The 22,462-nt window shown below is 36.5% G+C and carries 16 protein-coding genes and 1 tRNA gene; 5 read left to right on the top strand and 12 right to left on the bottom strand.

The window, feature by feature from the left end; translation table 11 throughout:
* Window positions 1–120 precede the first annotated feature (120 nt).
* From ODR02_RS12105 to ODR02_RS12090, 4 genes are all read right to left on the bottom strand, one after another.
* Window positions 121–1,470, bottom strand: coding sequence for a DUF3472 domain-containing protein (locus tag ODR02_RS12105; RefSeq protein WP_309512593.1), 1,350 nt, complete (start codon window positions 1,468–1,470; stop codon window positions 121–123).
* A 212-nt stretch (window positions 1,471–1,682) separates the two neighbouring features.
* Window positions 1,683–1,755 (bottom strand) — tRNA-Phe (locus ODR02_RS12100).
* Between the two features lie 109 nt (window positions 1,756–1,864).
* Window positions 1,865–3,706 (bottom strand): lysophospholipid acyltransferase family protein, encoded by a 1,842-nt coding sequence (locus ODR02_RS12095; RefSeq protein WP_209788296.1) that lies wholly within the window; start codon window positions 3,704–3,706, stop codon window positions 1,865–1,867.
* A 22-nt stretch (window positions 3,707–3,728) separates the two neighbouring features.
* Window positions 3,729–4,967 (bottom strand): aspartate kinase, encoded by a 1,239-nt coding sequence (locus ODR02_RS12090; protein WP_209788299.1) that lies wholly within the window; start codon window positions 4,965–4,967, stop codon window positions 3,729–3,731.
* Window positions 4,968–5,291: 324 nt separating this feature from the next.
* On the opposite strand from ODR02_RS12090, the gene fbp reads away from it, so the two are divergent.
* Together fbp and ODR02_RS12080 are read left to right on the top strand one after the other, a co-directional pair.
* Window positions 5,292–6,308: a class 1 fructose-bisphosphatase gene (gene fbp / locus ODR02_RS12085; RefSeq protein WP_034695188.1), complete on the top strand. Its 1,017-nt coding sequence runs from the start codon at window positions 5,292–5,294 to the stop codon at window positions 6,306–6,308.
* Window positions 6,309–7,313 carry an o-succinylbenzoate synthase gene (locus ODR02_RS12080; protein ID WP_309512592.1) on the top strand — a complete coding sequence of 335 codons (1,005 nt, stop codon included), beginning with the start codon at window positions 6,309–6,311 and terminating at the stop codon, window positions 7,311–7,313. It begins immediately after the preceding gene.
* Between the two features lie 14 nt (window positions 7,314–7,327).
* Here ODR02_RS12080 and ODR02_RS12075 read toward each other — a convergent pair whose 3' ends face one another.
* Window positions 7,328–7,495 (bottom strand): bacteriocin-like protein, encoded by a 168-nt coding sequence (locus tag ODR02_RS12075; protein WP_309512591.1) that lies wholly within the window; start codon window positions 7,493–7,495, stop codon window positions 7,328–7,330.
* Between the two features lie 449 nt (window positions 7,496–7,944).
* The gene (locus ODR02_RS12070) at window positions 7,945–9,075 is read right to left on the bottom strand and encodes an alpha/beta hydrolase (RefSeq protein WP_309512590.1); all 1,131 of its coding nucleotides are present in this window, start codon (window positions 9,073–9,075) and stop codon (window positions 7,945–7,947) included.
* A gap of 153 nt (window positions 9,076–9,228) precedes the next feature.
* Between ODR02_RS12070 and ODR02_RS12065 the strand changes: the two genes are divergently transcribed.
* A complete protein-coding gene (locus ODR02_RS12065) occupies window positions 9,229–10,902 on the top strand; it encodes a glutamine--tRNA ligase/YqeY domain fusion protein (protein ID WP_309512589.1) in 1,674 nt (557 codons plus the stop codon).
* Window positions 10,903–11,241: 339 nt separating this feature from the next.
* Here the strand turns inward: ODR02_RS12065 and ODR02_RS12060 are convergent, their stop codons facing one another.
* The 3 genes from ODR02_RS12060 to ODR02_RS12050 all read right to left on the bottom strand — a co-directional run bounded on the left by ODR02_RS12060 (window position 11,242) and on the right by ODR02_RS12050 (window position 15,181).
* Complete coding sequence (locus ODR02_RS12060; protein WP_309512588.1) at window positions 11,242–12,138, bottom strand: 3-hydroxyacyl-CoA dehydrogenase; 897 nt, start codon at window positions 12,136–12,138, stop codon at window positions 11,242–11,244.
* Window positions 12,139–12,284: 146 nt separating this feature from the next.
* On the bottom strand, window positions 12,285–14,213 hold the full coding sequence (locus tag ODR02_RS12055; protein WP_309512587.1) for an oleate hydratase: 1,929 nt from the start codon (window positions 14,211–14,213) through the stop codon (window positions 12,285–12,287).
* Between the two features lie 89 nt (window positions 14,214–14,302).
* Complete coding sequence (locus ODR02_RS12050) at window positions 14,303–15,181, bottom strand: helix-turn-helix domain-containing protein (protein ID WP_309512586.1); 879 nt, start codon at window positions 15,179–15,181, stop codon at window positions 14,303–14,305.
* A gap of 305 nt (window positions 15,182–15,486) precedes the next feature.
* On the opposite strand from ODR02_RS12050, the gene ODR02_RS12045 reads away from it, so the two are divergent.
* A complete protein-coding gene (locus ODR02_RS12045) occupies window positions 15,487–16,668 on the top strand; it encodes an MFS transporter (protein WP_309512650.1) in 1,182 nt (393 codons plus the stop codon).
* A 91-nt stretch (window positions 16,669–16,759) separates the two neighbouring features.
* Here ODR02_RS12045 and ODR02_RS12040 read toward each other — a convergent pair whose 3' ends face one another.
* Window positions 16,760–17,725 carry a YpdA family putative bacillithiol disulfide reductase gene (locus tag ODR02_RS12040; RefSeq protein ID WP_309512585.1) on the bottom strand — a complete coding sequence of 322 codons (966 nt, stop codon included), beginning with the start codon at window positions 17,723–17,725 and terminating at the stop codon, window positions 16,760–16,762.
* A 121-nt stretch (window positions 17,726–17,846) separates the two neighbouring features.
* Here ODR02_RS12040 and ODR02_RS12035 point away from each other — a divergent pair, with 121 nt between their 5' ends.
* A complete protein-coding gene (locus tag ODR02_RS12035; RefSeq protein ID WP_309512584.1) occupies window positions 17,847–18,488 on the top strand; it encodes a hypothetical protein in 642 nt (213 codons plus the stop codon).
* Window positions 18,489–18,579: 91 nt separating this feature from the next.
* Here the strand turns inward: ODR02_RS12035 and ODR02_RS12030 are convergent, their stop codons facing one another.
* Complete coding sequence (locus ODR02_RS12030) at window positions 18,580–19,869, bottom strand: glycosyl transferase family 1 (RefSeq protein WP_309512583.1); 1,290 nt, start codon at window positions 19,867–19,869, stop codon at window positions 18,580–18,582.
* Window positions 19,870–19,915: 46 nt separating this feature from the next.
* The gene (locus tag ODR02_RS12025; protein WP_209788324.1) at window positions 19,916–22,456 is read right to left on the bottom strand and encodes a YfhO family protein; all 2,541 of its coding nucleotides are present in this window, start codon (window positions 22,454–22,456) and stop codon (window positions 19,916–19,918) included.
* Window positions 22,457–22,462 lie beyond the last annotated feature (6 nt).

Below are 22,462 nucleotides of genomic sequence, written 5' to 3'. Positions count from 1 at the left end.
TATAGTCATTTTTTTGGCTGTGTTTTTTTAGATAGGAGCTATCAACGCTTTACAAATCGAAAATAAATAAAAAAGCCAGTTCTTAATAAAGTAACTGGCTGATAATTTTAGGATAAAATGTTAAGGAAGGGTTGAAAAATTGATATTAGGAGCTTGTGTAGGTGCAGTAACAGAAAACTGTGAGCCAGGTGCAACAGTTGTGTTAAAGAATCCTCCATTTTGTAAAAAGAAAGCATTCCCGCTTGTTCCTCCCATTGCATCTATTCTTTGCTGTGCGTTGTAGGTATTATCTACGCTAAACTTTGCTCCTGAAATGGCAACCCAGTTACCAGAGGAAGTTCTTATCCATTGATTTTTAAATTCTGCTTTTCTGCCCTGATATCCATTTTCGGGATTGAAATTTTCAACAAAACTATAGAAGCTTTTCAGATAAGTGCTGGTTTGGGGTCTCTTCCAGCTGGCGATCAGCTTCCATGTGGTGGTATCCGGAGATAAAAACCAGGCGGTGAAGTCTGTTTTTCCGGTGCCATCCGGTTCCCCTTTTAATAAGAATTTATAGGTTTGCCCGGCACTCCAGTTGTATTTATAATAGCTTTGTCCACCCGAGCCTTCATTGCCAAATTCTCCGATGGTTACTCCGGTACCCGCTCTGTTGAGGATAATTTTGTGGTCAGGAGGAATAGTATTTGGATCGTCAGTATCAAATGGGCTCCATACAGAGAATAAAATCCTTCTTTCTGTGGAAGAGTTCACCTGCATCCCAAAATAGCCTGCACTGAAGCCATTAGCCATAAAATAAGAACCGATTTTGTCTTCTCCTGCAGGAACTGTTACTTCGTTATAATAATAGCTGACATTATCGGTTGTTGGAACTACATAGTTCAGATGGCAGGAAGGTCCTCTGCGCGCCCAATAATAGTATGACGGATCATTGCTGTAAATAGTGGTTCCCGTAGAAGCCGCTCCACTGAAAGTGATATCTGTAACATCTGCAAAATATCCTCCGGTTTTTGAAACTCCCTGAAGGTCAACTTTCACATAACCTGGAGTAGAAACGGTAAAATCTCCAACAGTATACTCTTTATTCGAAGATCCTGTTAGAGTCATATTTTTTGATATATTTCCTACCGTTATTTTTACAACACTTGTTCCTGATGGGACAGAAGCTTTTAATCCAAGGTTTAATGTTCCTGTATTACTCACTCTGAAATAAGTACTGATAACAGTATTAGAGTTGGTCCAGTTTCCTAAGTTAGTGGAGGTAATCACCTCGCTGGCTCCCGAAGGTTTTACCGTTAAAAAAGAATTTCCTGCAACCGGAACGCTGAAGGATGAGGTATTTTTTAAAGCTGAGGTATTTTTTTGTGCTGCAATGGTGTTCTCTGTTGCCATAGGGGTTTCTGCGCATGATTGAAAAATAAGCAGAGTGGCAATACCCAGAAAAGTATTGGCTAATAATTTTACTCTCATAATTGTATTTGTAATTAGGTTTCACCTACTAAATTAAGCTTTACTCATTAAACAAGAAAGAAATAATTCCCATAATTTTGATTAATTTCTTATTTTTTTGAACAAATAGGAAGGGAGTTTATATTTTATAGGGCAGTAATAGGGCAGGCGTAAGAAAATAGGAACAGATAAAAAAACAAAAAAACCTCTAAAATGAATTAGAGGTTTTAAAGTGGTTTCTCCAGGAATCGAACCAGGGACACATGGATTTTCAATCCATTGCTCTACCAACTGAGCTAAGAAACCATTATATTTTTGTTTGACTTACTTCGTTGTTTTAAAGTGATGCAAAAGTAGTAAGTTTTAGTATACAAAGCAAGTATTCATCGTACTTTTTTTGAATAAAGTTAAAAACTTACTGATTATCAGCCGGATTATTTTCCTGCTCTTTTCTGATCTGTTCACTCATCTCTTCCAATACCGGTTTTATCGTGTTTTCCGGAAGATCACTGATTCTGATATACATCAATCCGTCAATCGCATCATTAAAGTTGGGATCAACATTGAAAGCAATTACTTTAGCATTTTGTTTGATGTATTTTTTGATCAGAACAGGAAGTCTCAATTCAGGCTCAAGGTCATCAATAATCTTGTCCAGCTTGTTAAGGTCAGATTCCATCTCTTCAAAGAAAATGTTTTTATCCCTGTCACGAAGCTTTACTTTGTATTCATTCCTTGGAGTGATGTACTGAGCCACCGCAGAATCAAAATAATTTGAACGCATAAATTCGATCATCAGTGATTTTGAAAATTCTGAGAATTTGTTGGAAATACTCACACCACCCATAAGGAATTTATGATCAGGATTTCTCAGGCATACATGTACAATTCCTCTCCATAAAAGGAAAAGCGGAAGTGGTTTCTGCTGATATTCCTGGCAGATATAGGCACGTCCCATTTCAATCACCTTTTTAAAGAAAGGATGAATGTCCTGCTCAAACTCAAATAAAGAGCTTGTATAAAAACCTTTGATACCGTATTTCTTCATTACCTCTCTACCCAGTGCCATTCTGTAAGCTCCAGCCAGTTTTTTCTCCCCATTATCCCAAAGGAAAAGATGGTGGTAATGTTTATCATATTCATCCAGGTCAAACGGAAGATTACTTCCTTCACCTACCGCACGGAAAGTAAGCTCTCTCTGACGTCCGATTTCCCTCATAATAGAAGGAATTTCCTCATAAGTCGTAAAATAGATCTCATAATTTCCGTTACTGAACAGCATTTTATCCGTTCCTCTCAATTTATCAACATCTTTAATGATGTCTTCCAGAGGTGTTTCATCAATGATATTCTGAACAATGTTTTCTTCCTTCAATAAAGGAAACTTCACCGATAAGTTCTGAAGATTGATGCTTTGAGCAAGGGATTTTCTCTTTTCATAGTAAGATTTCATCATATAAACCTTACGTTTCAGAAACTCTCCCAATTCCTCAATTGTTTCCATATCGTCCATCGCCTTTACAGTAATAGGACGCCCGATTCTGATTCTGATAGGTTTTTCCCTGTCATTCATCATTTCTGAAGGAAGCATCAAAGTCTGCAAATTCGGATGAAGTTTAGCCACCTGATAAAAAAGTCGGCTGTTCTTAGCATGGAAATACATAGGAACTACCGGCACTTTAGCCATTCTGATAAGCTTAAGTGCCGTTTTTTCCCATTCCTTATCTAAAATTTCTCCATAAGGATTGTTCTTGTTGGAAACTTCTCCTGCCGGAAAAATACCTACGCAGCCTCCGTTTTGTAAATGCTTGAGTGTTTCACGCATTCCTGAAGAACTGCTGTAAGCTTCTTTTCTGTTTTCAAAAGGATTTACAGCGATTACATACGGTTCCATAGGTTTGATCTTTTCCAAAAGGAAATTTCCCATTACCTTAAAATCCGGACGAACCTCTGATAAGACCTTGCACATTAAAATCCCGTCAATAGCACCCAGCGGGTGATTGGAAACCAGAATAAACGGTCCCGTTTTCGGAATCTTTGCCAGATCCTCTTCAAAAGCTACGTAGCTTAGGTTTCTTTCTCTCACAAATGAGTCGAAAAAGTCTTTGCCTTCCTTGTCTTTTAATTTATCGTATAATTTATTTACTTCGTTTATTTTAGCAATGCTCATCACAGCAGATGCTATTGGGTTCTTGAGAAACCCAATTTTATTTAAGCCGGAAGCTTGGATCAGATCGTTTTTCGAAATTAAACTCATGTGTGTTTAGTCGCAATTAATATTATTGTGTTACCATTTGAAGAGTGTTCTTGGAAATCTGTTCCAATAATACATTTTTTTCATGGTAAAATTTATCAATGTGATCTTTCTTCGCATTTCTTACTGTGAATAAAGATACATTTTTAATTGCTTCGGTTTTAAAAATTTTTTGAAGCTCTTCGTTGAGCTCATCAAGATGGTTAAATTTATCCTCAAGGCACAATGCCAGAGAGATCGCAGAATTCTGCATTAGGGAAACTTTGATCTTATATTTAGATAAAAATCCGAAAATCAGGCTCATATGATCTTCTGCAATAAAAGAGAAGTCTCTTGTAGAGATTTTCAAAAGATCCTGGTTTTCTTTTAGAATATAAGATTCTTCTTGTTGGTTTTTTTCGGAAGCACCTACTTTTGTTCCTTCTTTGGTAGGATCTACGAAAGATTTTACATAAAAAGGAATGTTCTTTTGCTGGAGTGGCTGTAATGTTTTTGGGTGAATAACACTTGCACCATAATAAGCCATCTCAATAGCTTCCTCATAAGAAATGTTGGAAAGAAGATTTACATCACTGAACTTTCTCGGATCTCCGGTCATTACTCCCGGTACATCTTTCCAGATAGTCATTGCTTCAGCATTTAAGCAGTAAGCAAAAATAGCAGCAGAGTAGTCAGAACCTTCTCTTCCTAACGTCACCGTAAAATTATTGTCGTCAGAACCGATAAATCCCTGAGTTACATAGCAGATTTCAGGATTGAGATTGGAAATAAATTCTTCCGTTCTTGTCCAGTCTACCGTACCTTCCCTGTATGAATTATCCGTTTTTACATAATCTCTGGCATCCAGCCATTGATTAGTAAACTGGATTTCATTCAGATATTCACTCACGATTTTAGTAGAAATCATTTCTCCGCAGCTTACCACCTGATCATACACAAAGTTGTAATTAGGAGATTTATTTCTTCGTAAAAAAGAATCAATATCATCAAAAAAGAGATTGATTTCAGCAAAAACCGCATGATTTTCAGGAAATAATCCTTCCGCAATCTCCATGTGTTTTCGTTTTATCTTTTCAATCTCAGTTTGATAGTTATCTTTTTTGAAATAAAGTTCTACAACTTTTTCCAACTCATTTGTCGTCTTGCCCATTGCTGAAATTACCAGCAAACATTTGGCAAATCCCTGGCTTTTTAGAACCATGGACACGTTTTTTACACTGTCAGCATCTTTTACCGATGCTCCACCAAACTTGAAAATTTTCATTAAATTGTTAAAAATAAAATTGTTAGATAAAAAATTACATGAGTTTTTTACGGACGTCAAAATTATAAATTTACAACGAGATATGAAATAGTCTGACGCGGAGATGGAATTAAGATTTCCTTAAAATCAACAAATAATGAAATAATTTTAATTTTTCACGAGTCTGATGTAACAAATTAGGAGTCCCAATTTTTAATAAAGACCAGGTATTATGTTACGTTTTTTTTGTATTTGATTGATATACAGTGAGTAATCTCTTTTTTAATTAAATTTTCTTAATGCGATAAATTTTCCGAAATTTGGGCAAAACGTAAAAAGAAAAATATGTCAAATCAACCATTACAGACTTTAGGAGAATTTCTTATAGATAAGCAGGACGATTTTCAGTATTCTACAGGTGAATTTTCTCGTCTTCTAAGTGCAATAAGATTGGCTTCGAAAGTGGTAAACAGAGAAGTAAATAAAGCCGGAATTGTAGATATTACAGGAGCTGCGGGAAACCAAAACGTTCAGGGAGAAGAGCAGCAAAAACTGGATGTAATCGCTAATGAAATTTTTATTACGGCTTTGTCTCAAAGAGAGGTTGTTTGTGGTATTGCTTCTGAGGAAAATGATGATTTTATTGATATCAAATGCGGTGAAAATGGTCATTTAAGTAAATATGTTGTACTGATCGATCCCTTAGACGGATCTTCCAATATTGATGTAAATGTTTCCGTAGGAACTATTTTCTCTATCTACAGAAGAGTTACAGAACCCGGAACTCCAGTACAGCTGGAAGACTTTTTACAGAAAGGAATCAATCAGATTGCAGCAGGATACGTTATTTACGGTTCTTCTACAATGATCGTTTATACAACAGGAAATGGGGTAAACGGATTTACATTAGATCCATCTTTAGGTACCTATTATCTTTCTCATCCCAATATGACTTTCCCAAAAACGGGTAAAATTTATTCCATCAACGAAGGAAACTATATTAAATTCCCTCAGGGAGTAAAAAATTACCTTAAATATTGCCAGATGGAAGAAGGTGACCGTCCTTATACTTCAAGATATATCGGTTCATTAGTTGCAGATTTCCATAGAAATATGCTGAAAGGAGGAATTTATATTTATCCTTCCTATTCGCAGGCTCCAAATGGTAAACTAAGATTATTATACGAATGTAATCCAATGGCTTTCCTTGCTGAACAAGCCGGAGCAAAAGCAACAGACGGATTCAGAAGAATTCTGGAAATAGAACCTACAGAACTTCACCAGAGAATTCCTTTCTTCTGCGGAAGTATTGAAATGGTGGAGAAAGCAGAAGAATTTATGCGTATCGACAGCGTAAAATAAATGGAAGCAACTTACTTACAATATTTATTACAATTTAAACGCCCGAGTGGAACATCTCGCGGCGTTTTGCTTGATAAAGAAACCTATATTCTTACAATTTCGGAAAACGAAAAAAAGGGAGTAGGGGAATGTGCTATTTTCAGAGGACTGAGTTTTGATGACCGACCTGATTATGAAGAAAAGCTGAAGTGGTTTTGTGAAAATATCAATCAGGATACGGCTTTTTTAAAAGAAGAACTGAAAGAGTTTCCTTCCATTTGGTTTGGTTATGAACAGGCAGTTCAGAATTTGAAATATGGAGACAGTCTTTATTTTCCAAGTGAGTTTACGGAAGGAAAATCTGCCATTACCATCAACGGTCTGATATGGATGGGAGATGCAGGGTATATGGAAGAACAGATTCAGGAGAAACTGGAAAAAGGATTTCATTGCATTAAATTAAAAATTGGTGTTGACTGGAAATCTGAACATGTTATTCTCCAGAAATTAAGAGAAAAGTTTTCCAAAGACCAGTTGGAACTTCGTGTAGATGCGAATGGAGGATTTAGTAAAGAAGAGGCGATTATTGTGTTGCAGCAGCTTGCCGATCTTCATATTCACTCTATTGAGCAACCTATAAAAGCAGGAAACTGGGATGATATGGCAGAATTATGCGCCAAAACACCTACGCCGATTGCATTGGATGAAGAGCTTATCGGAATTATTGATCCCGAAGAAAAGAAAAAGCTGTTAGAAAAAATACAACCACAGTATATTATTCTAAAGCCTGCTTTGGTAGGAGGTTTTTCCGGTTCAGATGAATGGATTTCCCTTGCCGAAAAACAGAATATCAGTTGGTGGATTACTTCAGCGTTGGAGAGTAATATAGGCTTGAATGCTATTGCCCAGTATACATTTAACAAAAAAAATCCAATGCCTCAAGGTTTAGGCACTGGAGCTTTATTTGTAAATAATTTTGAATCCGATCTTGAACTCAGAAATGAGTTGCTATGGTTCAAAATATAACTGTCAAAAGTTAATTAGCACAATGGTGGAGGTGAATCCGGACATGTAGTTTGCCCACAATAGTCAGGAGCCCATGATCTGCAGCACATAGCCACTGGATTCCAGCTGTTACATCCAAGAGGTGGTCTTCCTCCTTTGATTGTTTTTAATTCTCCTCTTTTGATTTTTTTTAGACTTTTCATGTTATTGATTTTATTTGATTGGTAAGTAAATGTCGATAACTTTTTTGAATTATACAACAAGTGGGGGAATTATTTAATAATATTTAACAATTCCTCTGTAATATTTAAATTGTATCGAATATGAGTTTAGTGGTCTCAGTTTTTTTACCTGACAATCCCTTCCTGTACAGAACGTTTGAATGTTTTTATTCCGGTCTGTAGGAAAGACCTGGCAGTTTTTGATCGGATATTTTGTGAATTTAGAGGTTGTTACACAATTAAATCACATCTTTTACGAAAATAGCTTTCTTTATATAATCTAATATATCAGAAAACCTTTTTTTAATCTGTCCCATAATTAAAAATTGTAATTCCCTAATCTTTGAATTAGCAATCATTGTGCCATACTGATGAATTTTAGTTAATTTTTAACTTATAATTCATTTTTCAGGGATTATTTTAATTATTTGTTAAGAAATAATTGTGAAAATGTTTTCACTATCTTTAGATCTGTTGGTGATAAGATTTCTGTCAATTCCGTATAAATTTTGAAAGATATCTTCCTGTACCTGCGAGCTTGAGAGGTATCCCCAATGATTTCCCACTTCATATTTAAAGCTGTCAAGCAAATCATCTTTTACGAATGTACAGTCGATAACAGATACAATATCTTTATAGTGAGCAATATCGCTTGGTCCGTTTTTACCAAGCCTTGGAGTCAGGATGTTTTTCGTAAACTGAGAAGCTCCCAGAATAATATCCTGTCGGTTCAAGTAAATGGAAATCCTGTTGGCCAATAATGGCAGCTTATTAAATGAGTCTTCTGAATCTTCGAATACTTTATAGCTTACATCAGCGTTCAACAGGAGAACCTGGTCAATAACACGCTGTATATTTTCTCTTTTAAGACTGTATAACATGCTTTGAAGCACTCTGTTTCCCAAAGAGTGAGCCATAAGATGGATTCTTTGATTGCAGGGAGCAAGATCCCGGTTGGAAAAGATATCTTTTAAGAATTGAGTATAAAAATAAAACAATCTCACCAGAGATGTTCCGGAATTGATGCTGGAGGCCTTATCATCAAAATAACTCAATGGGATTATACTGCCGGAAGCGGGCCAGCTCACAAATAAAATATGTTCTACAGGTGATGCCGGATTATCAATGAATATTTTCTTAAGATCAAGGATAGCCTTTAACTCATCATCAAAATCATACAAATAACCATGGATGAATATCAGTACATCACTCCTGTCTTTTGTGGAAGACATATTTTTGTACAGTTCGTAAAACATTCTTTGGGTTCCACCGAGATTATTGGCTGTAAGAGGGGAGTTTTTAATTCCTTTTTCACTCAATAAAACATCTAAAACTTCTTCATATCCTTGTTTTTCTGGTTCGGAAAGAAGTTTGTAATTTAAGATATTTCTGTTGGTGTAATCTTTTTTCTTTTTCGCCTGAGCGGTTGGTTCCTTATAATTATCAAAATCGCATTTAGCAATCCTGAAATTAGGAATTGAATATTCTTCATTGGAAAAAGAGTCTACTCTTTCGCCTTTATGTCTGATAATTTTCCGGTTGCTTAAGATATAAATTGCCATGACGGATAATTGGTTAAAATGGTACTAGCTTCCCGAAATTAGTGAAAAATATTGAATAACAATAGATAAGGCTTTTAAATTATCACTTTTACCAAAGCTTATTTTTCCGTAACTTTGTGAAACTTTTTTTGCTAAAAAATAAAAGCTACTTTAATGGAAGAAGAAAAAAAATCACTCAATTTTATTGAGCAAATTATAGAAGATGATCTGGCAAACGGACTGAAAAGAGATCAGATCCGTTTCCGTTTTCCGCCTGAACCCAATGGTTATCTGCATGTAGGGCATACAAAAGCCATCTGCATCAACTTTGGACTGGGCGAAAAATACAATGCTCCCGTAAACCTTCGTTTTGACGATACGAATCCTGAAAAAGAAGAACAGGAATTCGTAGATTCTATCATGAAAGATGTTGAATGGCTAGGTTTCAAATGGGATAAAGTTTTGTATGCATCCGATTACTTCCAGCAGCTTTACGATTGGGCAGTACAATTAATCAAAGAAGGAAAAGCTTATGTAGATGAGCAGCCTTCTGAAGTGATTACTGAGCAAAGAAAAAATCCTGCAGAACCGGGAATTGAATCTCCATACAGAAACCGTCCTGTTGAAGAATCTTTAGATTTATTCGAAAGAATGAAAAACGGGGAATTTGAAAGTGGTTCAATGTCTCTTCGTGCAAAAATTGATATGGTTTCGCCTAACATGAATATGCGTGACCCTGTTATGTACAGAATTTTGAATAAACCTCACCACAGAACAGGTACAGCGTGGAAAATTTATCCAATGTACGACTGGGCTCATGGTGAATCTGATTATATCGAACAAGTGTCGCATTCACTGTGTTCTCTGGAGTTTGAAAATCACAGACCTTTGTACAACTGGTATTTGGATCAGGTTTACGAAGAAGGAAGGGTTAAAAACAAGCAGAGAGAATTTGCAAGGATGAATGTTTCCTATATGATTACTTCTAAAAGAAAGCTTCAAAGATTAGTGGCTGAAGGAGTCGTAACCGGATGGGACGATCCTAGAATGCCTACCATTTCAGGGATGAGAAGAAAAGGATATACTCCAACTTCTATCAGAAACTTTATTGAGAAAGTAGGGGTAGCGAAAAGAGAAAACCTTATCGAAATTCAGTTGCTTGACTTCTGTGTACGTGAAGATCTGAATAAGGTTGCTAAGCGTGTAATGGCAGTGGTAGATCCTGTGAAATTAGTGATCGAAAACTACCCTGAAGACAAAGAAGAATGGTTAGAAACTGAAAATAATCCTGAGCAGGAAAATGCAGGAACAAGAGAAATACCATTCTCGAGAGAATTATATATTGAACGTGAAGACTTCAAAGAGGAAGCTAACAATAAATTCTTCAGACTTAAATTAGGGGGTGAAGTTCGTTTGAAATCTGCTTACATCATTAAAGCTGAAAGAGTAGAGAAGGATGAAAATGGTGAGATTACTACCATCTACGCTACGTATGATGAGAAGAGTAGATCAGGAAGCGGAACCGAGGAAAGTTTAAGAAAAGTAAAAGGAACTTTACACTGGGTATCTGCAAAACATGCTCTTCCTGTGGAAGTGAGAACATATAATCATTTGTTTACTGTGGAGCAGCCTGATGCTGAAAAGGATGTAGACTTCTTAAATTTCATCAACCCTGAATCTGTAGCAACGGTAAAAGGGTTCGCTGAGCCAAGCCTGAAAGATGTTGCTGTTGGAGAGCCATTACAGTTCCAAAGAATCGGGTATTTTACAAAAGATCAGGATTCTACAGACGATGTATTGGTATTTAACCGTACAGTAACGTTAAAAGATTCTTTTAAACCGGAATAATTTTCGGAAATATATATAATACATAAAGCAGGACTTCATTGGGAGTTCTGCTTTTTTGTTTTTGTTGGAAAACGCAAAGGCGCTAAGAATTTTATACATGGGTGAATATTTAAGGAGCAAAGAAACCGAAGATTTCCAGCAGGTGTAATACAATCTAATCAATCAATATTTTTAACTTTAGAAATCAACAGTGTTCAATTTTATCGGAGATAAAATCCTTGCGCCTTAAAACGTTTCGGAAAAATTATTTTGCGCCTTTGCGTTTTCCAACAAAAACAAAAAGCAGAACCTATAATAAGGCCTGCTTTCTTAATAGTTTAAAATCTGAAGTATAAGATTCTATTTCAGAAAATCTTTGTCGCGATATGAAGGATTAGGATATTTATAAAATCCTTCCCCGGTCAGTACTCCCAGTTTTCCTTTGTCAATATAATCTTTTTTTAATTTTTCTACGGCTTTGATCTTTAATGGATCCTGAGTTTCTTCAGCTTCCATTTTATTGATATTATAAGCCGTTGTAATTCCCACAACATCCAGAATACCGAATGGTCCTACAGGAGCTCCGGTGGCTACCATCCATGTTTTGTCGATTGTTTCAATATCTGATACTTCATCAATCCAGAGATTAACTGCGGCTCCAAGCAACGGAACCAATAATGAGTTGACAATATATCCAGGTTGCTCCTTCTGGATCGGTAAGGCGACCATTCCAATATCTTTGGCAAATTTGATTACAGAATCAAATACCTCCTGAGAAGTTCCCGGATGGCGCATAACCTCTCCGGTATTGTGTTTCCAGATTTCATTGGCAAAATGGAGCGCTACAAATTTCTCCGGTCTTCCTGTATCTTCAGCAAACTGGCTTGGAAGCAAAGTGGAAGAATTCGTTGCAAATACTGTTTTTTCAGGAGCTACCTGTGCGAGTTTGTGATAAAATTCTATTTTAATTGCGGGTTCTTCAGGAACTGCCTCTATCAGCAGATCGGCATCTTTTACTGCTTCGGCAAGATCAGATGAGTAGCTGATATTTTTAAAGGTTGCATCCAATTGTTTCTTTGTTGCTCTCAGATCTTGTTGGTAAGCTTCACTTAAAACGGTGAATTTACCCTTGGCTTTTTCCAATACTTCATCATTGATATCATATACGGTAACATTGAAACCATGATAGGCAGTCTGGAAGGCGATCTGATATCCTAATACACCACTTCCTGCTATTGTTATATTTTTAAAATCCATGAGATTTATTTTTAATTAAACATGTTTTTAAAGTAGATAATCTCCGTTTGAAAATAATGTTCTGTCTTTGCTCTCTTAAAATAAGGATATGTTTTTATAAACCTTTACTATACTACTTTAAAACTACTTTTTGTAAGCTGATATTTTTAGTCTTTTACTCCTTTTACCCAATCCTGGAATCTGGTTAAGAAAGATTCATGCTCTTCTTTTTCTTCCGGACGGTTGACTAAAATATGTTCAAAATAAGTTCCTTTTAATATTTTTCTTAAAATTCCTTCTCCTAAGAAAGGTTTGTAATCATTAAGAGCCTGGGTAGCTTTTAATAAATGTCGGATATCATACTGTAGCGGATTGATGTCCGGAACCTGTTTGTTGAGGTTAAGAAGATTGTAAACGGCAATTCTTGCTGTTCTCACAGAACTTTCCATGGTGAATACCACATCATTATTGGTCTCTACGAATTGTCCTACAAGACCTAAATTGGTACATCCTTCAGGAACAACTCTCGGACGGTCTCCCTGTGCTCTCGGCATAAACATAGAGGTGATGTAAGGCATAAATGAAGTACGAACAATCGTGTTTTCTATAACATTATCCAGTTGATCTGTCATTCCAAGGTGATGGCATAACTCGGCAAGTATCTCATTTCCGGTACATTGAGGCATTGGTTTTTTAATATAATTACCTTCTTTGTCCATCAGTAAAGCATATACCCAAACAACAAGGATATCATCCGGCTGGGTAGGGAAGTGCGGCTGTCTGTTGCAGGTAAAACTCATCACCCAGTTAGAGTCTGTAATGGTAATAATACCTCCGGTAGCAGTTCTTCCTGAATAAGGATCATTCACACACAATTCTTTTAATTTTTCTGTGAATGCAGAAGGTCGGCATGTTAAAGTTGCAGATTCCCAGGAAGATTTTTCAATATGGCTACAGAATTTTTCAGGTTTCCCGAATACTTCAGATTTTGCAGCCAGGTTTTTCCATAACTTCCATCCTGCACTTTGTCCGGCATTGCTGTTATCTATTGTCACTTCAGGAACGGTATTGTTGTCTCCGTAGAAAGTACTTTCAGTCATTGATCCGGTAGTTACAATAACGTAATCTTCTTTACCGACTGGAATTCTTACTTCCTCTCCGTTCTGTTCTGTAATAATACCTTCTACTGTTTTTCCTTCTGTATTGATATGAATGTCAAGATCTTTAACCAACGTATTAAACTGGATCTGTACCCCTTTTTCTACTAGGAAGTTTTTGAGTGGTGTTACATAGGTATCATATTGGTTGTATTTTGGGAAAACCAGACATGAAAAGTCTTTCATTCCGTCAATAGCATGAAGGAATCTGTGCATATATAATTTCAGCTCCAGTAAGCTGTGCCAGTTTTCGAAGGCAAACATAGAACGCCAGAAGAACCAGAAATTACTGTTGAGGAATGATTCAGAAAAATAATCTTCAATGGTAAGATCGTCCAGCTCTTCTTTTTTCTTTAATAAAAGTTTTACAATCGCCAGCTGATCTTTTTTCTCCAAACCGAATTTACTGAAATCTTTGATTTGTCCCTGATTATGGATCAGTCTTGCTTTAGAATAATTCGGGTCATTGTCATTGATAAGACGGTATTCATCCAATACGCTGTACGGTGCTGGTAGTTCCAAAGCGGGAATATCCTGGAACATATCCCATAAATTTTCATAGGTCATATCCATTTCTCGTCCTCCACGAATGATGTAGCCGTCTTTTGCGTTGCCGGCTCCATCCAGAGATCCGCCTTCAATATTCAGCTGATCGAGGAAAATAATGTTTTTGCCGGGAACACGGCCGTCACGAATGAAATAATAAGCGGCAGACATCCCTGCAATTCCGCTTCCTACAATATAGATTTTACTGTTTTCGTAAGACTGTAAAGGAATTCCTTTATTACGCTGATAGTTTCCGATCTGGTCGGAGAAAGGCATCGTTTTTTCAGGAGTGTTAATCTGAACTTCTTTACTTGAATCCGGTTCGTGGTTCACTTTTCCAAACTGCTCAGAGGCATTTAAAACTTTGTCGAATTTTGAATTGATCGTACTCATCTTTTATTGTTTTTAATTAACAGTATAAAGGTACTTTGATTCATAAAGCGACATATATCCTCAAGTTCAGAATTATTATCCCCAAATTCTCATGACTGAATATTTTCCTTCATTCTGTATTCTGAAGGGGAAAGAGCCGTATGTTTTTTGAAAAAACGACCGAATGCCGAAGCGGAATTGAACTGCAGTTCAAATGCAACTTCCGAAATCGTTATATCAGGATTTCCGAGCATGACAAAGGCTTCTTTCAATAGGGCTTCATCAATCACTTCATGAGGTGTTTTTCCACTTGCCTTTTTAATAATCTCTATGAGGTATTTATTGGAAACGTGCAGCTGATCTGCATAAAACTGAACCGTTCGTTCCCTGTTAATATTTTCTCTGATGAGTTGGCTGAATTTCAGATAAAGGTCTTTTTTTCCTTCTTCTTTTGCCGGATTTGCTGTGTTTTGATGTTCCATAATCTCAGCCGTTTCAAGCAGCAGAAGGAAAATAATAGTACGGATAATTTCCTCAGTAAACTTTCCTTCCTTCTTGGATTTTTTTTCAAGATCATCCAGAAGATTCTGCAGTAATGAAGAATTTTTCACTGTAGTTTTTACAATGCTGTAAGAACCTTTAGAGAAAAGATTCATCTTCTCAATGATAAAAGGATTGGAAATGTTTTTAATTAAAAAATTCTTGTCAAAGAACAACAGTTTCATCTTAAAATCATCGCTGGTCTTTCCAAACTTTACAATGGTGGAAGGAGCTGCCATCAAAAAACTGTGAACATCTACTTTATATTTCTGACGGTCTATCTCAATATTGATTTCTCCTGCGGTACAAATACAGAGAGCATAATAATCCATTCTGAAAGGCGCTTTGGGAAATTCAAAAATGGGTTTTCCGGAAGAAATATAATAGGATTGGCGGCAGTCAATACTGTAAAAAGATAGGGTATCATGTAAATTTTCGTAGGTTATCATTCTTACGTATTGGTTAAGTTTTTATTATGTTTTAGAGTCTTTTGTAGCTCAAAACGCCTGTTGTTACTGCAATTTACGATTTTTATAAAGGTCTTAGGGTTTTATATAGTTAAAAAAATGTTTTTTTAAGGATACAGATGATGGTCTGTTTTTATAGACTTTATTTATAAAAACAGGGTTTAAACAAGGGTTTTTGGGTTATTTTTATCTAATTTTGCACTTTCGAATTTCCCCTCCAAAATATTATTGTGAAACTAATTAACGTATATACGAGTTCTTTTAAAGGACTCTCGCAAGAGAGTTGGATGCTGGCGTTGGTAATGCTCATCAACAGGGCCGGTTCTATGGTGCTTCCATTTTTGGGAGTTTATATGACCAATCATTTACATTTCAGTATTGAAAATTCAGGAATTGTACTGAGCTTTTTCGGGATAGGTTCCGTTATCGGATCCTGGCTGGGAGGAATGATTACGGATAAAATAGGGGAATATAGGGTACAGAGTCTGAGTTTATTGCTCAGTGTTCCTTTATTTTGTTTAATTCCGCTTTTTACAACGGAAGCTGGCCTGGCAGGAATTATTTTAGCCCAAAGTATTGTAAGTGAAACTTTCCGTCCGGCAAACTCCGTGGCAATTACCAAATATGCAAAACCTGAAAATATTACCCGTGCGTTCTCACTAAACCGTATGGCTGTAAATCTTGGGTTTTCTATCGGCCCGGCGTTAGGTGGTATTTTGTCGGCTATTTCCTATGAATTTCTGTTTTTCAGTAATGCGCTGGCTGCTTTGCTGGCTGGATTGATGTATATCTGGTTCTTTAAAGATCGTACAAGATTAGCGAAACAAAAAGCGAAAAAGGTAAAGGAAGCCATTGTTATTAAAAAAGAAAGTTCTCCGTACCGCGATCGTAAATTTTTGATTTATTGCGCATTCTGTATGCTGTTTTCGATATGTTTCTTCCAGCTTTTCAGTACGCTGACGATATTTTATAAGGACACCGCACATCTGAGCCAGCAAAATATTGGATATATCCTTGGTTACAGTGGTTTTCTGATTGTTTTGTTGGAAATGGGACTGGTACAGGTAGCAGAGAAGTATTTCAGTTTAGCCTTTACCATGTTGATCGGAACTTTCCTATGTGGAGTTTCCTATGCCATGCTGGCATTTGATTACAGTATGATCGTCCTTGTTCTGTCTATGACACTTCTTTGTGTGGGAGAAATATGGACACTTCCTTTTATGTCAACCATTACCGCATTACGGTCAGGAGAGAATAATAAAGGAGCTTATATGGGATTGAATGGGATATCATTTTCCATTGCATTCATTATTACACCCTATATAGGAACACTAATCGCAGAAAAATTAGGGTTCAATATCCTATGGATCGGAACAGGAGTACTGGCTGTGGCTATTGCTGTTGGTTTTTACTTTATTGTTCCCTGGATGCTTAAGGATAGAAAAAAAGTTGAAGAAGATTTGATGTAAGATGAATGCTTTTGATTCATGGATTCAAAAATACAACTTCGGGCAATTTCGTAGAAATTGCCCGAAGTTGTATTATACTAATCGTTTACGATTAAGATCTGGAAAGAATCGTGTTGATGATCATGTTCGCATGAACCCTTGAGTTCTCAATGAACCAAAGATGGGTATCTTTTCCACCACATACTACTCCTGCAAGATAAAGATTGGAAACATTGGTTTCCATGGTTTCAAGATTATAAAACGGATTCAGACAGTCTCCATTAAGTTCAATACCTGAATTTCTCAGGAAATCAAAATCGGGAAGATAACCCGTCATAGCCAGTACAAAATCATTATCAATTTCATGAATTGCTCCTTTCTCGTCTTTAAAAATAACGGTATTACTTTTAATTTCGACCATTTCTGCATTAAAATGAGCTTTTATGTTTCCTTCTGCAATTCTGTTTTCAATATCCGGTTTAACCCAATATTTTACACTTTTGGAAATCTCAGAATGACGAACGATCATAGTGACTTCAGCTCCTTTTCTATAAGTTTCAAGCGCTGCATCTACAGCAGAATTGCTTGATCCTACCACCACTATTTTCTGTTTTGCATAAGGATAAGGCTCGGTGTAATAATGTTTAACCTTTGGAAGATTTTCGCCGGGAATATTCATAAGATTGGGAATATCATAGAATCCGGTGGCAATCACTACATTTTTAGCATGATAGGTTGCTTTTGTAGTTTCGATCTCAAATATTTCATTATTTTTTGAGACATTCAGAACTTTTTCATACAGATTAATGTTCAGCTTTTTCTGCCTTGCAATTCCCTGATAATATTCCAGAGCTTCCTGTCTTCCCGGTTTTGGAGCCGTAGAAATAAAGGGAACTTCATCAATTTCCAGTTTTTCTGCAGTAGAGAAAAAACGCATATATAAAGGATAATTGTACAGTGAGTTGACAATGGTTCCTTTTTCTATGATGACATGACTAAGGTTATTTTTTTGAGCTTCAAGAGCACAGTTTAAACCAATTGGTCCGGCCCCGATAATGAGAATATCCAACATTTCCATCTAACAAAGGTACGACTGAAATTATAAATTATCAATGATGAATGACGAATTCATGATTCTTTGTCTCATCTGCTGCTTGGCATCAGTTTTGGTGTTTTTTAGCAATTTCAAAATGTAAAATATGAAAAAAATATTAATGGCGGTGTTCGCCCTGAGTATGATAGTGGCCTGTAAGAAAGAAGTTGGGAAACCTGTTCCCAATGAGATAGATTCCATAGCACAGACCAAAACAGATAGTGCAGACATCATTAAGAATAATGCTAATAAAGAGGTGGTTTTAAAGCAGACCAATGATGAGGTTTTGAAAGCGCTGAAAGCTAAAGATTATACCACTTTTGCCTCCTTGATTCATCCCGAAAAAGGAATTCGTTTTTCAATGTATGCTTTTGTTGATATGAAAGGAGATAAACATTTTTCTAAAGCAGATTTTGAAAAATATCAACCTACCAAAACCTTGTTTACCTGGGGAGCACATGACGGTTCAGGGGATCCTTATAAAGCAACAATCAATGATTATCTTAGTAAATGGGTGTTTTCCAAAGATTTTACGACATCACAATATTCATTGAATAAATTTATCGGAGGAGGAAATTCCCTGAATAACTTACAAGAGATTTATCCTAAAGATGATTTCACGGAAAATTATATCAAAGGAACTGAAAAATATGGCGAAATGGATTGGAAAACAGTTCGTTTTGTATTTGAAGAATTTCAGGGTAAATACTATCTGATCGCTGTTGTAAATGATCAGTGGACGATTTAGAAGTTAGAAGTTAGAAGTTAGAAGTTAGAAGCCACAAATGGAATTTGTAGAGTAAGACCTCCAGCTTCCAGCTTCTAACTTCCTTGCTTTATTATAAGATTTCAGTCAGCTGACGGGTTAGATTTTTTCTTGAAAACTGTTCAATATGCTGAGTGTTTTCATGAAGACTTCCTTCTTTCCAAAGGTTGAATTTTTCAAGGATAAACTTCTTCACTGTTTCTGTATCCTGATAATTGAAATGCTTTCCTGACTGCGTTTCGTTCAGAATTTTTGCCACATCCGCCTGATCGGGTCCAAATGATAGGATCTGTTTTCCTGAAGCCAGATATTCAAATATTTTTCCGGGGATGATTCCCTTTGAGGTTTCATTCGGGAAATTGGTAATAAGAAGTAGACTTGAATTCTGCATTTCCTCTACCGCTTTACCATGAGAAAGATATCCAAGATTTAGAATATGATTTTTCAGACTTGAATTTTCAATAGCGTATAGGATTTTATCATCGATTCTTCCTGCAAATTTTAATTTAAAATCAGCTGCAAAATCAGTGTTTTCCTTGATCAGTTCATCGAGTGCCTTCCATAGGTTTTCAGGATTTCTAAGCTGCTCCAAAACTCCGATATAGCTTAAAGTGAATTGATCCTGATAATTCTGTCCTTTTACTTTTCCCTCTGAATCACTTTCATCAAATCCATTCGTAATACAAACAGCATTCGCACCCGCTTTCCTGAAGTTTTCTGCATCGGTATAGCTTGTTGCCAGTGTAATGTCTGCATTTTTAAATACAGCACTTTCCAGCCGATGGTGTTTTTTATCCGAACTTTTGGTTAATTTCAAATGCTTGTAATAGGAAATTTCTGTCCATGGATCACGGAAATCGGCAATCCATTTCAGATCCGGCATTTTATCTTTAAGTCCTAAACCAATCAGGTGGAGAGAGTGGGGCGGACCGGAAGTTACAATCGTATCTATTTGATGTTCTCGCAGGTATTTTTCCAAAAATGTTATCGAAGGCTTCACCCAAAAAACTCTGGCATCAGGGATGAAAAAATTACCTCTCACCCAGATGGAAAGTTTGGATTTCCAGCTTTGGTTTTTACCTACATCAAATTGTCCTGCCTTAAATTTTTTATTGCTTTTATTCAGCTTTTCTGCCAGTTGATAAGGTTCCCAGATTTTGGTTCTTACCATCTCAATATTTTCAGGAACATCTTTCATCAGGGTTTCATCCAATAAAGGATAACTCGGATTTTCCGGAGTGTAGATGACGGGTTTCCATCCGAAATCCGGCAGATATTTTGCAAACTTCAGCCATCTTTGAACACCAGGACCTCCCGCAGGAGGCCAGTAATAGGTGATAATCAATATTTTCTTCTGTTCCATTTTTTAAGCTCTATGTCATTCTGAACGACACTTTGATTATATAGGATTAAGCTTTTTGTTCAGCTACAATTTCTTTTTTCTTGTTTTTATTCATCCAGAAAATTCCAAATGCAGACAAAAGAATAAATAAACCGAATGACAGTAGAGAAAGCCATTTTCCTTTTTCAATCACTTCAGGTTCAAATACCATTCTGATATGGTGATTTCCTGCCGGAACATGTACTGCACGAAGCAAGTAATCTGCTTTGATATAAGGAACTTCTTTTTCGTCTACAAACATCTTCCATCCGTGAGGGTAATAAACTTCAGAGAATACTGCCAATTGAGGCGTTTTCGACTGAGATTTAAATTCAAGTTCATTAGGCTGGTATTTCGTAAGATTGATAAATGCTGCAGAATCCGCCTGAACGGGCTTGTTGTCAAAATATGCTTTATCAGATGACGCAATAACGGCTGTTTTCTTATTGTCAATCGTTCCGATAGATTTAATTTCCTGGTTAGGAGTCTCTACAAATTTTAAATCGCTTACAAACCATGCATTTCCGTTGGCTTTTGGATTAGGAACAACCTGTGGCTGCTCGGGGCCTCCGAAAACCATATATTTTGCATTCAGTAAATTTAATACGTTAGGTGTTTTTACACTGTCAATACTATTGATATATTCATTCAGTACATCATCATATCTTCTTAATTTTACAGCGTGATAACCTCCAATGGAAGCCTTGAAATAAGAAGTATTGGTTTCACTGGTTACTCCCAGTGTCTGGTTGTAAATTCTGTAGTGCGTTTTGTCCTTTTCAGCAATTGTTTCCAATGTTTTGTTGATGTTGACATTGGATAAAATAGATTCCAGATTCGGATTTCCCTGAACTTTTTCAGCCAACAGGTCTGAACTTTCTGTCTGGAAAGGGTTTTCAGCAAAGATTTTATCTACGTAGTTTTCGTCATTTAAATAACGTTTGTTTACCGTCCAAAGATCAAATAAACTTACAAGTCCAATGACTACCAGAGCAATATTCTGGTTAAGCTTTTTCTTTAAAGTTAAGAATAAAGCAGCAGCGGTAATCGCCACATAAATGAATGCTTTTATCGCATCTATTCTAAACAATTTATATCGCTCATCTACCAGATAATCGAGTAGGAAAGGAGGGAAATATGTTTTTTCATTTTCTGTAGCAAACCCTAGTAATGATTTTCCAAAGATTAAAAGAATCAATAAGAATCCCAGAGTTCCACCTCCTACATACATAAGTATTTTTTGTTTGTACTCTTCAGTCAGTTTTTCATCTGTGAAAAATCTGTATAATCCCAGGATGGCAATTAATGGGAATAATAATTCCACAACAACTAAAATGGATGAAGGTGCTCTGAATTTATTATAGAACGGTACATAATCGATAAAGAAATCAGATAACGGCATAAAGTTACTTCCCCAGGCTAGTAAGATCGTCAGGATGGAAGCTCCCAGAATCCAGTAACGGTATTTCTTCGAGGCAAAGAAGAAGCCTAACAATGCAAGGAAACATACAATAGCTCCCTGGTATGCAGGTCCGGAGGTTCCCGGCTGATCACCCCAATAAGTTACTCCGCTGAACCCTTTGGAAATTCTATCCATTTCAGATTGTGAGCCTACATTTTCCTGCACCAGTTCCTGAACCCTGTTCATGATTTCTTTTCCTTCAGGTTCCTGGCTTCCACCACCCATTAATCTTGGGATGAAAAGGTTTAAAGTTTCCAGTTGTCCGTAGCTCCACATCAGCATGCTCTCTTTATCCATTCCGGATTTTCCTGAAGTATGGCTGTCGTTTGTTAAAATCTGTTTTCCACGAACAGTTTCTTTTACATATTCTGAATTAGCCATGATTCTTTGTGAATTCATTCCAACCCCGATCATGCATGATGCAGCAATAATTCCTGATGAAATAAGGAAATGCTTCATCGGTGTTTTTTTCTGTATCGCTCTGATCAGCTCAGAAAGGAATAAAAATCCTAAAGCAAGGAACAGATAATAGGTCATCTGTGGGTGGTTTGCCGCAATTTGAAGCCCCATAAAAAGGGTGGTGACGATGAATCCCCAGATGTATTGTTTCCTGATATAAACCAGTAAAATTCCGGCTAACAGCGGGGCAAAGTATTCAATGGTATTTACCTTACCATTGTGTCCGGCTGCAATAATAATATAAAAATAGGTTGAAAGCCCGAAGAAAGTGGCTCCCAGAAGAGCATACTTCCAGTTTCTGACCACTACCATTCCCAAAAGGAAAAAACCTGCAAATAGCAGGAAGAGATAATTAACCGGCCTTGGCAGGAAATTCAGATTGCTGTCGATTTTCTTGATGATATCACCCTTAAACTGGCTTCCCATCTGATAAGTCGGCATTCCCCCAAACATGGAGTCACTCCAATAGGTTTCATTTCCGGTATTGGCTCTATAGTCAAGCAGTTCTTTTGCTCCTCCTCTGTATTGCACAATATCATGCTGGAAAAGTTGTTTTCCTGAAAATACAGGGGTAGAATATAAAAATGCTAAAACTATAAATACTACTACTGAAATTGCAATATAAATTAAGTTTTTATTTTTTGCCATGCTGGT

Source organism: Chryseobacterium sp. CFS2, assembly GCF_036543225.1.
Classification (GTDB): Bacteria; Bacteroidota; Bacteroidia; order Flavobacteriales; family Weeksellaceae; genus Chryseobacterium; species Chryseobacterium culicis_A.
The sequence above is the reverse complement of the archived record's forward strand: the minus strand, read 5'-3'. Positions and strand labels throughout refer to the sequence as shown.

What these genes read in the sequence shown, in the direction of transcription:
- fbp (WP_034695188.1), top strand. Translation starts at nt 5,292, where the DNA reads ATGTCAAATCAACCATTACAGACTTTAGGAGAATTTCTTATAGATAAG.
- ODR02_RS12060 (WP_309512588.1), bottom strand. Translation starts at nt 12,138, where the DNA reads ATGGATTTTAAAAATATAACAATAGCAGGAAGTGGTGTATTAGGATAT.
- ODR02_RS12065 (WP_309512589.1), top strand. Translation starts at nt 9,229, where the DNA reads ATGGAAGAAGAAAAAAAATCACTCAATTTTATTGAGCAAATTATAGAA.
- ODR02_RS12035 (WP_309512584.1), top strand. Translation starts at nt 17,847, where the DNA reads ATGAAAAAAATATTAATGGCGGTGTTCGCCCTGAGTATGATAGTGGCC.
- ODR02_RS12030 (WP_309512583.1), bottom strand. Translation starts at nt 19,869, where the DNA reads ATGGAACAGAAGAAAATATTGATTATCACCTATTACTGGCCTCCTGCG.
- ODR02_RS12050 (WP_309512586.1), bottom strand. Translation starts at nt 15,181, where the DNA reads ATGATAACCTACGAAAATTTACATGATACCCTATCTTTTTACAGTATT.
- ODR02_RS12040 (WP_309512585.1), bottom strand. Translation starts at nt 17,725, where the DNA reads ATGGAAATGTTGGATATTCTCATTATCGGGGCCGGACCAATTGGTTTA.
- ODR02_RS12090 (WP_209788299.1), bottom strand. Translation starts at nt 4,967, where the DNA reads ATGAAAATTTTCAAGTTTGGTGGAGCATCGGTAAAAGATGCTGACAGT.
- ODR02_RS12080 (WP_309512592.1), top strand. Translation starts at nt 6,309, where the DNA reads ATGGAAGCAACTTACTTACAATATTTATTACAATTTAAACGCCCGAGT.
- ODR02_RS12095 (WP_209788296.1), bottom strand. Translation starts at nt 3,706, where the DNA reads ATGAGTTTAATTTCGAAAAACGATCTGATCCAAGCTTCCGGCTTAAAT.
- ODR02_RS12105 (WP_309512593.1), bottom strand. Translation starts at nt 1,470, where the DNA reads ATGAGAGTAAAATTATTAGCCAATACTTTTCTGGGTATTGCCACTCTG.
- ODR02_RS12045 (WP_309512650.1), top strand. Translation starts at nt 15,487, where the DNA reads ATGCTGGCGTTGGTAATGCTCATCAACAGGGCCGGTTCTATGGTGCTT.
- ODR02_RS12070 (WP_309512590.1), bottom strand. Translation starts at nt 9,075, where the DNA reads ATGGCAATTTATATCTTAAGCAACCGGAAAATTATCAGACATAAAGGC.
- ODR02_RS12075 (WP_309512591.1), bottom strand. Translation starts at nt 7,495, where the DNA reads ATGAAAAGTCTAAAAAAAATCAAAAGAGGAGAATTAAAAACAATCAAA.
- ODR02_RS12055 (WP_309512587.1), bottom strand. Translation starts at nt 14,213, where the DNA reads ATGAGTACGATCAATTCAAAATTCGACAAAGTTTTAAATGCCTCTGAG.
- ODR02_RS12025 (WP_209788324.1), bottom strand. Translation starts at nt 22,456, where the DNA reads ATGGCAAAAAATAAAAACTTAATTTATATTGCAATTTCAGTAGTAGTA.